Source organism: Paenibacillus sp. SEL1 (genome assembly GCF_054602535.1).
Genome location: NZ_CM137723.1, coordinates 487,575 through 500,608, shown reverse-complemented (window position 1 = coordinate 500,608; position 13,034 = coordinate 487,575). Strand labels below are relative to the sequence as shown.

Here is a 13,034-nt window from a genome sequence, read left to right as displayed (position 1 = left end):
TATCTAAGGAGCGCGTACACAATCATGGACAGAACGAATGAATTGTTGTGGCAAAGAAACAAATTGGTGATCATTATATTTTGGATTATGACCTTGAGCAGCACCATCCCGGCATTATCTAATCCATCGGTGTGGGTGTCTAGTGGTGTAGGATTTGTAGTCGCGGCAGTGTTGACGATTCTGAATGTGAAAAAGAAAGGAATCCGCCTTATTCCTTGGATTATTACGTTGTATAGCGTATTAATATGTATATTTGTGAACTTATCTAGCGTGGAGGCAGTGACCACGATCTTTATTTGCTCATTGTTGTTGCTCTACCCATCTTACCGATACTTTTTGATAGCAATGGTCTTAAATCTGTGTAATATTTTTATACAAATTACCATCGGTACGCCAGCAACTCCCCCGGCTACCGGTCCTTTGCGTTATGTGCACGAGTTTATTATTGTTTTACTGATTGGTTTGCTATTGTTAGTGGTATCGGTGTTAAATCAAAAGCAGTTTAAGAAAACGGAAGAGCAAAATAAAGATATGGATGCCACAAGGCAACGTATTGATTTTTTGTTTGAACAAGTGAGACAAGCTGTAGCTGGATTGCATAGCTTCACAGAACGATTCAGGCATCAAGTGGATGCTACCGGCAGCGTGACGAATGAAGTCGCCATCGGGTTTCAGGAGGTTGCCAAAGGGGTAGAAATGCAAGCTTCGAATATCACTGAGGTAACGGATAACTTGGCTCAGTCTGACCAGCACGTGCGCGAGGTTGCCGATCATTCCCGAGAATTGAAGCAGCTCTCCGAAGATACGAAAAGCGCCGGGAGCAGAGGGAGCAGTCAACTGCTTGCATTAACGTCTCAAATTAAGGATTTGGGTCTGGTTATGAGTCGTACCAAAGAAGAATTGGACGAGTTTAAAACACAAAGTGATAATATGTCTGCCATGCTCAAAGATATTACTCAAATCTCGAAACAAACTAATTTGCTGTCCTTGAATGCATCCATTGAGGCCGCCAGAGCGGGAGAGCATGGAAAAGGATTTGCCATCGTGGCTGGCGAAGTGCGTAATTTGGCTGAAATGGTAGGGAATACCTCGGTGGCAATGGAAGGTATTTTGACCCAACTGAGAACTCAGATGGATTCTGTCGTAAGCCAATTTGACATGGGACAGCAAAGACTACAGCAGAGTATGGAATCGGCCCATACGACCGAAATTGTACTGGAGGATATCCTGCAAAATGCCAATAAAGTGCTGCTGCAGGCCGTGGAGGTGGAAGCCAGTACGAATAGTATGCAGCAATTCTCATCTCAGGTCGTTCAAGAGATGGAGGAGTTTTCAAGCGTTACAGAACAAGCGAGTGCAGCGTCAGAGCAAATTTTGGCTGGAGTAGAGGAGCAACGAAATATAACCTCCAATATGGTGACCGGGTTTAATGAGCTGGAGACGTTGATTATCCAGTTAAAAGAACTGGTATATGATCAGAAGGAGGACAACATTCCTACCGAAATCAGCAAAAGCAAATAACCGAAATACTTCATTATCGGACTAGAGATCCGGGGATTATCGCTATCAAGCGGTACTCTCCGGTTTTTTACTGCGTTTGAAGAAGGGAAATGAAGAGGGGATTTCTAGACGCTATAATTAGATGGAAGTTGATGGTATAATTTGTGGCAGTTTAAATGCTTTGTAATTAAGGAGGAATAAATTCTTATGGAGCTTAAATATTTGTTGATCGGCGTGTTGAGCCTATTGGGTAGCGGAGTGATTTATACGATGGAGCGCTTTATATCGGTCATTCAATGGGCTGCGAATTCCGTACCTGTTAAATTAAATAGTTCGGGCATCTCTATGTCAGAACCTGATATGCCGAGTTTTGTTGACAATATATTTGTTATTATTTTATTCGTATGTGGCTTGATGATACTTGGGTATGGTGTGTATGAACGACGTACACGATAACACAACCTATGTAGGCATATCCGTTTTTATTTGGGAGGAACGCAGGTGAACGCCTTGTTGGAAATGCTGATGCAGCTATTTGAGCGCGCAGCGTTGTTACTAATTTGTTTATTTTTTATTACACGTATCCCACGATTTAAGGAAACCTTGCAAAAGAACAGTCATTCCCCCGCAGAGCTAACCTTACTAACGTTGATTTTTTGCATGTTTGCACTGTTCGGTACGTACACCGGGATTGAAGTCGAAGGTTCGCTGGTTAACGTTCGAATCATTGCAATTATGGCGGGCGGTATTTTGTTTGGACCATGGGTTGGGATCGTTACAGGTATTGTATCAGGAATCCATCGTTATCTAATTGATATCGGGGGAGTGACCTCGATTCCGTGTCTGATTACAAGTATTCTGGCAGGTGTGGTGTCAGGATATATCGGCCGCCGGGTCAACCGTTCCAAGAGATGGCTGGTCGGTATCGCCGCAGGTATGGTCTGTGAAGCGTTGACGATGCTGCTCATTCTGGTGATGGCACAACCCCATGGCCTTGGTGTGGACATCGTTTCCAAGATCGGTCTACCCATGATTATCGGAGAAGTCAGTATCGGTTTAATCGTTCTGTTGATCCAGAGTGTGGAGGGGGAAAAGGAGAATATCGCGGCCAGACAGGCCAAGCTGGCACTGGATATTGCCAATAAGACGTTGCCTTATTTTCGCTCCATTAATGCGGAATCCTTGCATACCATTTGTTCGATCATAAAAGAAGATATCAAGGCAGACGCGGTAGCGATTACCGATACCAGAGATGTGCTGGCCTATGTCGGTTTTGGCGAAGAGCGTTATCACATCGGAGATGAGATTATTAGCGATGTGACTAAATCGACGATCCGCAGCGGTAAAATCACGATCCGCAACCATATTGCAGACGATAAAACACCCCAAATCCAGTCTCTGCTCATTATCCCGTTAGAGGAGCGGGGAGAGGTAACTGGCACCTTGAAGATTTATTACCGCAAAGCTTATAAAATCACGTATCCGTTGCAGACGATGGCGATTGGCTTGTCTCAAATCATTTCCACGTTAATGGAAGTGTCGCGTGTGGAGCAAATTAAGGAAGCGGCGAATAAAGCCGAGCTAAAGGCGCTCCAAACGAAAATTAATCCCCATTTTCTGTTTAACGCGCTGAACGCCATTGCCTCTACGACACGCACCAAGCCGGATAAGGCACGAGAGCTGATCATTAATTTATCGGGCTACCTGCGCTATAATTTGGAGCTGAATGATGATTTGATCGAAATTCATAAAGAGCTTCAGCAGGTGTCTGATTACGTGGAAATTGAGAAAGCACGCTTCGGCAACCGGCTTCAGGTAGAATATGTAATGGATGAGGTGTCTGTGCGTATTCCTAGTCTTATTATCCAGCCCCTGGTTGAGAATGCGATTAATCACGGAATCCTCAAGAAAAAGGGGTCAGGTACAGTAACTATTTCTGTAAAGGATCGTGGAGAAAAGGTGCGTATTTCTGTGGCGGATACCGGGGTAGGTATACGGGATGATGTTGTGGATAACCTCTATCATGATCGGGTTCCGGCTAAACAGATCGGCTTGTACAATGTGCACAGACGACTCAAGCTTATGTACGGCGAGGGAGTTATTATTCTAAAGCATGAGCCGGGCACCGAAGTTTATTTTGACATACCAAAGGAGAAGTCATGAAGGCCATAATTGTAGAAGACGAGCTTCCGGCACGTGAAGAGCTGGAGTATCTTATTCAGACTCATAGCAACATTGAGGTGACTGATAGTTTCGAGGATGGGCTAGATGTGTTTCGGTTTCTGCAAGATCAGGAGACGGACGCGATCTTTCTGGACATTAACATTCCTTCATTGGACGGGATGCTACTGGCACAGAACATTAGCAAATTTGCCAAAAAGCCCTATATTATTTTTACGACCGCCTATAAAGAACATGCGGCGCAGGCTTTTGAACTGGAGGCGTTCGACTACATCCTCAAACCATATGATGAAAAAAGGATCGCATCTATGCTGCGTAAGCTGGAAAATGCTTATGAGCAGCAGAACGTTCCAATACAGGAGCCTGTCCAGACGGCGCAACCCCGAGCTGCCGAAGCCAGCACCATTGCTGCGCCAGGTCGTATTAATCTGCTGAAAAATGACAAAATCATCGTAACGGATGCAAACGATATTTACTATGCGTGTGCGCAGGAAAAGGTGACCCGTGTCTTTACAAGGCACGAAGAATATACGATGCCGATGAGCATTTCGGAATTTCATGCCCGGCTGCCGCAGCAGGACTTTTTCCGCTGTCACCGATCGTACACGGTGAATCTGTCGCAGATCCGTGAAATTGTACCTTGGTTTAATCATACGTATCTCTTGCGTTTGCGTGGACTAGAAGCTGAAATTCCGGTAAGCCGTAGCAAGGCCAAGGAATTTCGGCAAATTATGCGACTTTAAAGGCATTTCATTCCGCTATATGTGCATTTCATTCCTCAAACGATTTCTGGCTAACATGCAGGGTTATAATAATCCATGTAGAGAGAATCCTTACAGACTTGCTCCTCCACAGGCGCAAAGCGTACTGGATTCCCGGTTATGATGATCACAAATTGACGCTGTAGAGCCGGAATGAAAAGAGGAGATTGAAATGAAAACAAACAGCGGAAATCGTTGGCTTGTCGTACTTGGAACAATAATTGTCCAGATGGGATTAGGAACCATTTACACATGGAGTTTATTTAATCAACCGTTGGTGGACCGCTTTGGCTGGAACCTCAGTTCGGTTGCCATTACATTTTCAATTACCAGTTTTGCACTGGCGTTTGCTACATTATTCGCAGGCAAACTACAGGATAAATGGGGATTACGTCGTCTGATTTTGTGTGCAGGTGTCGTCTTAGGAGCCGGTCTCATGCTCAGTTCGCAGGTAACATCGCTGTCCCTGCTTTACATTTTGGCGGGTATTGTCGTAGGTTTTGCGGATGGAACGGCATATATTACATCACTGTCGAATCTGATTAAATGGTTTCCTGAGAAAAAAGGACTTATTTCCGGTATTTCGGTTGGGGCATATGGAACAGGCAGTCTTATATTCAAGTATATTAATGGTTCGTTGATTCAGTCCGTTGGCGTATCACAAGCGTTTTTATATTGGGGAATGATCGTGCTGATTATGATTGTGGGGGGGTCTTTCCTGGTAAGAGAAGCTGTAGTCGTGAACAAGCCTTCGGTACAAAATGGGGTTGTACAGCGAGATTACACCGTCAAAGAAATGCTGCGCACCAAGCAGGCATATCTGTTGTTCGTAATGTTCTTTACCGCTTGTATGAGTGGTCTCTACCTGATTGGGGTCGTCAAAGATATCGGCGTTCGGATGGCCGGCCTAGATGTAGCAACAGCTGCTAATGCGGTCGCTATGGTCGCAATTTTCAACACGGCGGGCCGGATCATACTGGGTGCGCTATCGGATAAAGTAGGTCGTCTGAAAGTAGTAGCGGGTGCGTTGCTGACAACGGCGGTTGCAGTCACAGTGCTGAGTCTGGTACCGCTGAATTTTGGTTTATTCTTTGCCTGTGTAGCAGGAATTGCTTTTTGCTTCGGCGGCAACATTACAGTCTTTCCTGCCATTGTAGCTGATTTCTTCGGTCTGAAAAATCAAAGTAAAAACTATGGTATTGTGTATCAAGGCTTTGGCCTCGGTGCGCTGGCGGGGTCATTTATTGCAGCCTTGCTCGGTGGATTCATCCCGACCTTTACCACGATTGCTGTGCTGTGTGTCGTATCGTTCCTAATTGCCCTCACCATTCGCACTCCAGAACAAGGCAAAGGCAAACTGCGCAGTGAACGGAAGAAAAATACGAACAGTGTGCGCAGCATGAAGCCTGGAACGAAACTGGGTTAAACGATTTGAGAACAAAGAACCAGATGAATGCCAAAAGACCTGTCATCATTTCTCTAAGGGAGATTATGGCAGGTTATTTGTTTTTCCAATAATCTATTTTACGGTATAATAAAAAGATGTGTAATAAGCCGATATATACAAAAGACATAAGCTAAGAACCTGACAGGAGGACGAGTCATGATCGTGGATACAAGCGGGAATCTGCTTGCCCGCAATACGAAGCTGCGAAATACATATCAAATTCGAAGCGCCTTGTCCCGCAGTGAGCTGGCCATCGTGTATACGGCAAGGCTGTTGGATAACCGAGAAAAGGTCATTGTGAAGGAATTTTTTCCGAATGCCCTGGCTTTGCGAGGGATGGATCGAAAAACGGTCACTTGCGGTGCTTCTATGCAATCCAAATACGTGGAGTTTATGCATTATTTTTTGCGTGAAGGGCAAATGTTGAAGGAGTTAAGTCATCCGGGAATTGTCGGTTATATAGATCACTTTGAGGAAAATGGAACTGCCTATCTGGTCATGGAATACTGTGCAGGCAAGACATTGGATCGAATGATGAAAGAAGAAGCTGTGCCAACATCTGATCCCACTTTTTTGTACCACACGGTGCTACCTTTAATTGATGCCATGGAGTACATTCACGACAAAGGAATTATTCACCGGGATATTAAGCCGGGCAACATTATGATTGGGGAAAATGGCAACATCAAGCTGATTGATTTTGGTTCGGCTGTGCATTTTGAAGGCAAAGAGCATCCGATCTTTACCACGGCGGGCTATTCTCCGCTGGAATTTTACTCTAATCGTTCGCAGCAGGGGCCTGTGTCGGATATCTATAGTTTGGCCGCCACGCTGTATTATTGCCGAAAAGGAACACCTCCGCCAGATGTGCCGGGCCGATTGTTTGCAGATCATTCCGAGCGGATTCAGATTGAAAATGCAGGACTTTCTCTGCTGCCGTATGTCATTCGGCGTGGTCTGGAGGTACAGGCTAACAAGCGTTGCCGTTCACTTCGATGGTTTAAAGCCGCACTACGTGCGGAATATTGGATAAAAAAAGGGAAGCGCCCTACTCTTACGGTTCATTAATCGTAAGAGACGGTGCTTCTCTTTTTTTACGTTGTGACGGACATTATCCTGTCGGAGCTTGGATATGGTCGGTGTACACTGAAGTATTCGGTTTAATCGCTTTGTATCGCAGCTCGATTTCAGTGACACCATCCTCGAATGTAATGTACAGCTTGTCGCTGTACTCCATGACCGCTTTTTTGTTACGGGCTAATCTGATCTTTCCATGCTGTAAGGCGCAGCGTGTATCATGTTTTACGATTAGGCTCCCTTTTTTACCTGCGGAAAATACGATCCGTTCCGCTTCTGGCAACGGTTCGTGAACGTCAAGCGTACGGAACAATTCCTGCAAGCTGACCTTATGGCCCGGAAAGGAGGTGAGTGGCCAAGATTTTACCGGAATCTCCTGTCCACTTGCTGTAGCGAGAAAATATCCTTCAATTCTTCCGGCAAACTGCGGCTTCGGCCGCAAGAACCAATACAGAAGAGCGGCTACTACGACACTGATGGCTACCGTCCATTTAATGGCTGTATACCGGGATTGTACAGAAACGGTTAGTGTAGCGCTGCTAGATGTTCCTTCCGGATCGGTAGCGGTAATCTTCAGCTGTGAGTCACCTGTGTGGAGCTCGGATAGCAGCAGATCATTACCGTTAATCTCAGCATGGATCGTATCCCCAGAGCCTTCTGAATCCAGCTTATAGTTCAGCTTGTCATGATTGGGGTCAACAATAAAATCTGATAAACTTCGACGGGAATCGCCATCTTCTTTTACCAGGTGAATCGTCAGGTCTTTTAAGACCTGTGGTGCTGCATTGGCCGCGTGAACCTTATGTACAATTCCCTTACGGTACCATTGCGGACTATCCAGAGATAGCTGCCATGTATAATCCCCGGTTTGAGGGAACGCATATTCGGTATGAAAGGCTCCTGACTTATAGGTCATAGGCACCTTTTTGGCTGTGCCCCCCTTGGGAGTAACTACAATATGGGCTTGGAGAGACGTATATACGGCTTCATCTGTAAGCTTTTGATTGTTCGGCAACAGAAGCTGAGCTTGAAACGGTGTCGCTTGACCTTTCAGTAACTGCACAGGCTTGTCGCCATGAGTTGCCGTTGCTTGCTTTCCTCCCATGGTAGCTTCGGCTTCCAGTCGATAGCTGCCAAGTAAATTGATTTTCACCAAATCTCCGCGTATGCCCCGTAGCTTCAACTTCACTTTACCTGCCTGTGGATGCTCGATTTTTAAAATCGCATAGCGGCTCGACTTGTACCTGCGGACATTTTCTGAATTGGAATATAGCTGTGTTTCCAGAAGGGGATGCTCCGACAAAAGCACCAGATTGGCTTCCTCCATACTAGAGTCAGGTAGAGTTACAGTTAATTCTTGCATCTCGCCAGTAGTCGTAATTGCAGCAATTGGGACGAGCTTGGAACGAATTTGACTGGCGAAAATACGGTTCAGAATTTCCGGCAGATCCTCAGCACTACTCGTAATAAAAGAAGCTCCACCCGTTTGAGAAGCAATCCGTTCGAGTTCTTGTCGATTCACTGTGCCATCATGGTTCAGACCAATCGTATACACCGGATATCCCTTGGTCTGTGCAGATTTGATGACAGAGGACACATCGTTATTGGAGTCACCTTTGGATCGGGAACCAGAGGAGGCACCAAAATCAGTCTCTCCATCAGACAACAGAATCATAAAAGGCTGACGCCCTTGGGATGCTCCTGCCGCTAGCAGCTCTGAGCCTTTACGCAGCCCAAGTCCCAAATCCGTATAACCGGAACGGTTTAGCGTTCTGATTTCCTGTTGGATCTGGGATTTTTGCGCTGCCACGGCAATCGAAGTCAGTGGTTTCGAGGCGACCACATGGTGATTGTAGGCAACGAATCCGACGCGCGTACGGTCTGCATCACTCAAATCCATAAACATATTGATGACTTCGGCGGCAATGCCTTCAGGATCAGTATCCCTCATGGAATAACTGGTATCCAGTACAAAAACGGCATCGTAACCCTCGATCGGGACAGTACCTAAAGATGCTGCATTAGCCTGATTTACAGTGCAAATGACCCCGTTTAGGCTCATTTGTAAAAATAGTACAAAAGTCATGAAAACGATAATCCCTAGTTTCCTTATTCTGAACATAAGCTCCTCCATCGCAGAGGCCAACGTGGGGGGATCAGCTCTCCTAATCCTTGGGATATAAGGGATAAAGGATCAAAACAGCTGATAACCCTCACATTAGCCATGAATTTGATTCTTTTACGCTTATCAGAAATATCCAATGGACTTCTATCGGTAATTGAGTTCCATTTGTGAATATTTCCCTGAAGAAACAGGTCTAACATATCATGAAAATTACGTATTCACGCATAAAATGAGTCAAAATGCCCTATTTCAATCTGAGACTACAGAAATTGACAAAACTGAAGGGTGCTTTGTATGATAGCTCTCGTATCAACGGCAAAAATTGGGATTGAAGTTAGGAATACGAAATCATAAATTTAAAATTTATGTGTTATCTGACTTTTCATTTTGGAAATACATCTCATTTGCATGCTTTGCCGTTAAAAGCCGAATAACGCTTCGGACCGATTTTCGAGGTTACATGCCTGTACCTTAAATGTGGTATAAGCTCAATCCTTTGACGAATTTAAATGTTAAGTAGGGGGGAGGAGGCAAAAGAACTAAAAATGAGTTTCGTCCGTTTCAAATTGGACATCCCATGTCCGTATATGGAGCAATGGACCTATAACTCATACTTTGTTCATTTGCCGACAGCGATGGAAATCATTTATCAAACCAACCGGACAATGCTTTTTGAAGAGATTAACCCGGAAAAGCTGGACCTGATCACCATTGTAGGTGATGTGAAGGGTATTGACAGCTTGAGCGATGAGAAGATCAAGGAAATTAATCAGCACCTTCTGGTGCGCAGCTTTGACGAATTTTTGGATAAGTTTTCACCGACCGTGTATTCGTTTTTTAACGCGGCCAATCAAAAAGTCGTCTACACCCTTAAAAAGCCAGAGGGAATTGATGAGGATAGCATTTCTGAAATTCGTGTAAATCAAAGTAATGATTTTCTGAAAATGTTGTTTACGCTCATTGATACCAAGCGCAGTCAAGGAATCACCAATGTAGATTTCAAATTTGAAAATCTGCTGGATATGATTTCACCGAAAAAGGTTATGGATGATATTCGTCAAGTCCGCAAAGAGATTCACTATATGTACGGTGAATACGACAAGCTGGATGATGGCGATCCGAAGAAACTCGACATGGGTGACAAGCTGAATGGAATGTTCGAGGAAGCGAGTCAGAACTATAACAACGTTATGGCTATGCTCCCACTGGCAATTGAGGACATCAAAACCCGCCTTCTGCTCGGTGGCGCCCAAGAGGAAAACTCCGGTGAGCTGATCCAGGTGGGTATGCTCTCCATTGGGGAAAGCGGCGAACTGAAAATTATTGAAGCGCCGAAGAGCGACAGTACTGAGCTGATGCTGTTGGATGAGAACAGCACTGGCGATCTCTCCCAAGTATTCGAAGAAGATTATAACTCCATCACAGATACGCCTTCTGACTATGTGAAGGATTTGGTGGTTCGCACATTTGTGCCACTGCCAGCTGTTCAGACCAAGGTGGATACAGCGGTTGAAGTTCAAAACTACAACACGTATCTGGAGTTCTATAAAAATGCCAAGGACGATTTCGTAAAGGCGGTTAAGCCGCTTGTGGAGAAAATCCTCGGTGTCAAAATGTTCTTCGACCAATATGCAACGAAGAGCAAAGGCATGCTACCGACAATGCTGGTGGCGAACAACAAGCTGGACATGCTGGTGAAAAGCAGCAATATCCCGCGCCTGGAAACGTACCTGAACACTGTGAATGCTAAGAATGAATTCAGCGACACGATCTGGTTCGGTATTGTTCCATCCGTCGAGTTGGAAGCAGCCGGTAAGGTAAAGGTTTCACGTGAACGCTTCAAGGGCAACGAGAAGGTCGTTAAGCAGGGCGGAAATTCTATGGAATCGCTCTCGATGCTGCTGCAAGTCGTGAAGGATTACAAAATTCAAATGTTCTTTAACTTTGAATCCGGTGAAGAAACGACTTTCAACAGTATGGCGACAGCGGGCATCGACAAATATGTCGATAAATGCGCCAGTCTCGTTCGCAGAGAATATAGCGAATTTGCCATTCCTTGTGTACCGAACTTTACGATTATTCCGAAGGACAAATCGGGTGTCATTATCGACAGCAAAATGCTACAGACCGAAGACGGTGTACAGCTCTCTAAGGAGAAAGAGGATATTCTCAAGCTGTGGATCGAGGGCGTTTATGTGGGTGCAGCCTACGTTGCTGCTGGCTTGGTCGCTTCCTATCAGTGTCCTGAATACCTGCGTGAGACGTTTAAAACCGTCAATAAGAACTTCCCTGGCGTACGCTTCGACATCGAAGCAGGAGACAACAGCCTGCGCACGGTAACGACGATGGCCAAGGAAATCACCGGATTCACCAACACGATCAAGGATGCCATCAACCGTAAAAACTTCGGCTTTGTATTCTCGTCGGAGAATGCTCAGATCCAGGATAAGGATATCCGCCGGATTACCGTCTACAAGGCGAGAAGCATGGCGATGTCCGAGGACGGTTTTGACTCCATCTACAAGACGCTGGTCAGCACGTACATTGAACGTATTTTGCGCTACCAGACAGGGGACTTCAAACACGAAAATATCGTCCGCTTCTTCAGTAACAATCCGAGCAGTCAGAAGAGCAAGTGGCTGAGCAGCAGAGGATCTGTTAACTCGATCATTCAGGATGGAGACGATATGAGCTTCATTATTGATGAGAAAAGCAATATGTGCCATATCGATCTGGTCTTCAACGGTAATGTGAAGAACCTGGAAGTCATGATTACTAAGGGAACCAGCTCGGTCAAATCATGATCCGAGCACTACGAAAGATGTTAGAGGCGTTTCTATCCAGAACCGCCTTTATACATAAATTGCGGAGAAGCTCTGCATCTCCCGCCATCATATTACCTAATTTCAAGGAGGCAACACACATGGGATTCAGATTGAAAGTAGAAGGACAAGAAACAATCGAGCTGGGCTTGGATAACATCCAAACGGTTATTTATGACACCGATACACCGGACGATTCCAATGCACGCTCCACTGACGTAGGCTCCACGCTGCGCATCAGCGGTAAAATCATCACAGCAGTAGACGGTGACAGCGCGGATGACACGCTGAAACTGGCTTTGTGGTCTCTGGTTCCTGCTGAAAAAGCAGACAGCTACCGTAAAGTAACACTGGAAGTTATCGCAGCTGATCAAGTTGTGCGTAAAATCCACTTCCCGAATGCTTTCGTTGTAGACTACACCGAGCACTTCGGCGACACAGAAGGTGTAGGTGCATTTACACTCTACATCAAACAAAAGAAAGACAAAACCGAGCTGGCTACAATCGACGGCGGATATCCGGTTTAAGCTTAACGTCTTCACGTTAAGTGCAGCTTAAAAACACACTCACCCGGCACACAAGTGCAGGGTGGATAAATATTAAGAGGCCTACGGGTCTCTTAATATTTATTTTTTTCGGAGAGGGGAACATCACACAATGACCAACTACTATGAGCTGCTCGGTGTCAGCCGGGATGCTTCGGAGGCAGAGATTAAGCAGGCTTACCGTAAACTGGCCAAAAAGTATCATCCTGATACCAACCAGGGAAGCGAGGAAGCAACGCGCAAGTTCAAGCTGATTCACGAGGCTTACAATACCTTGCGTGACGAAGCATTGCGGCAGGCATACGATGCCGAGCTCATCCGAAAAACTGAGGGAGCTGGCGGGGAACAGCAAGAGAGAGGGAGAGGGTCTGCATCCTCCAGCGGTGCGCGTACGGCAGCCAAAGGATTCAATCCAGCTGATATAGGAACTGACTTTGAGCAATTTTTTGGTTTTCATCCGAAAACGAAGGAGGGCTCACCAGGGAAAAAAACGAAAAAACCCGGTGATCCGACGGATACCTCCGCGATGTTTAACCAATTTTTCGGTATTCGTAAAAAGTGATGATTTCAGGATAG

10 protein-coding genes are annotated in these 13,034 nt (G+C 45.6%); 9 read left to right on the top strand and 1 reads right to left on the bottom strand.

Going from position 1 to position 13,034, the window contains the following annotated elements; translation table 11 throughout:
- Positions 1-24: 24 nt before the first annotated feature.
- From ACYCSE_RS02270 to ACYCSE_RS02245, 6 genes are all read left to right on the top strand, one after another.
- A complete protein-coding gene (locus ACYCSE_RS02270; protein WP_459701171.1) occupies positions 25-1,521 on the top strand; it encodes a methyl-accepting chemotaxis protein in 1,497 nt (498 codons plus the stop codon).
- Positions 1,522-1,707: 186 nt separating this feature from the next.
- Positions 1,708-1,956, top strand: a complete 249-nt coding sequence (locus ACYCSE_RS02265) for a hypothetical protein (protein ID WP_039272912.1) — start codon at positions 1,708-1,710, stop codon at positions 1,954-1,956.
- 45 nt (positions 1,957-2,001) lie between these two features.
- Complete coding sequence (locus ACYCSE_RS02260) at positions 2,002-3,663, top strand: sensor histidine kinase (RefSeq protein WP_172828267.1); 1,662 nt, start codon at positions 2,002-2,004, stop codon at positions 3,661-3,663.
- Complete coding sequence (locus ACYCSE_RS02255; RefSeq protein WP_235308886.1) at positions 3,660-4,424, top strand: LytR/AlgR family response regulator transcription factor; 765 nt, start codon at positions 3,660-3,662, stop codon at positions 4,422-4,424. The genes ACYCSE_RS02260 and ACYCSE_RS02255 overlap by 4 nt, the downstream gene beginning before the upstream one ends.
- Before the next feature lie 190 nt (positions 4,425-4,614).
- The gene (locus ACYCSE_RS02250) at positions 4,615-5,868 is read left to right on the top strand and encodes an L-lactate MFS transporter (protein WP_235308887.1); all 1,254 of its coding nucleotides are present in this window, start codon (positions 4,615-4,617) and stop codon (positions 5,866-5,868) included.
- A gap of 177 nt (positions 5,869-6,045) precedes the next feature.
- Positions 6,046-6,957, top strand: coding sequence for a serine/threonine protein kinase (locus tag ACYCSE_RS02245; protein WP_254325064.1), 912 nt, complete (start codon positions 6,046-6,048; stop codon positions 6,955-6,957).
- A 43-nt stretch (positions 6,958-7,000) separates the two neighbouring features.
- Here the strand turns inward: ACYCSE_RS02245 and ACYCSE_RS02240 are convergent, their stop codons facing one another.
- Entirely contained in the window at positions 7,001-9,088 is a 2,088-nt protein-coding gene (locus ACYCSE_RS02240) for a vWA domain-containing protein (RefSeq protein WP_459701166.1), read from the bottom strand.
- Between the two features lie 638 nt (positions 9,089-9,726).
- Between ACYCSE_RS02240 and ACYCSE_RS02235 the strand changes: the two genes are divergently transcribed.
- The 3 genes from ACYCSE_RS02235 to ACYCSE_RS02225 all read left to right on the top strand — a co-directional run bounded on the left by ACYCSE_RS02235 (position 9,727) and on the right by ACYCSE_RS02225 (position 13,020).
- Positions 9,727-11,895, top strand: a complete 2,169-nt coding sequence (locus ACYCSE_RS02235; RefSeq protein WP_023989860.1) for a hypothetical protein — start codon at positions 9,727-9,729, stop codon at positions 11,893-11,895.
- Between the two features lie 119 nt (positions 11,896-12,014).
- A complete protein-coding gene (locus ACYCSE_RS02230; RefSeq protein WP_025685506.1) occupies positions 12,015-12,440 on the top strand; it encodes a hypothetical protein in 426 nt (141 codons plus the stop codon).
- Positions 12,441-12,570: 130 nt separating this feature from the next.
- Positions 12,571-13,020, top strand: coding sequence for a J domain-containing protein (locus ACYCSE_RS02225; RefSeq protein ID WP_235308890.1), 450 nt, complete (start codon positions 12,571-12,573; stop codon positions 13,018-13,020).
- Positions 13,021-13,034 lie beyond the last annotated feature (14 nt).

Excerpts from the sequence above, each read along its gene's own strand:
- ACYCSE_RS02270 (WP_459701171.1), top strand. The coding sequence starts at position 25 with ATGGACAGAACGAATGAATTGTTGTGGCAAAGAAACAAATTGGTGATC.
- ACYCSE_RS02265 (WP_039272912.1), top strand. The coding sequence starts at position 1,708 with ATGGAGCTTAAATATTTGTTGATCGGCGTGTTGAGCCTATTGGGTAGC.
- ACYCSE_RS02255 (WP_235308886.1), top strand. The coding sequence starts at position 3,660 with ATGAAGGCCATAATTGTAGAAGACGAGCTTCCGGCACGTGAAGAGCTG.
- ACYCSE_RS02250 (WP_235308887.1), top strand. The coding sequence starts at position 4,615 with ATGAAAACAAACAGCGGAAATCGTTGGCTTGTCGTACTTGGAACAATA.
- ACYCSE_RS02245 (WP_254325064.1), top strand. The coding sequence starts at position 6,046 with ATGATCGTGGATACAAGCGGGAATCTGCTTGCCCGCAATACGAAGCTG.
- ACYCSE_RS02240 (WP_459701166.1), bottom strand. The coding sequence starts at position 9,088 with ATGTTCAGAATAAGGAAACTAGGGATTATCGTTTTCATGACTTTTGTA.
- ACYCSE_RS02235 (WP_023989860.1), top strand. The coding sequence starts at position 9,727 with ATGGAAATCATTTATCAAACCAACCGGACAATGCTTTTTGAAGAGATT.
- ACYCSE_RS02230 (WP_025685506.1), top strand. The coding sequence starts at position 12,015 with ATGGGATTCAGATTGAAAGTAGAAGGACAAGAAACAATCGAGCTGGGC.
- ACYCSE_RS02225 (WP_235308890.1), top strand. The coding sequence starts at position 12,571 with ATGACCAACTACTATGAGCTGCTCGGTGTCAGCCGGGATGCTTCGGAG.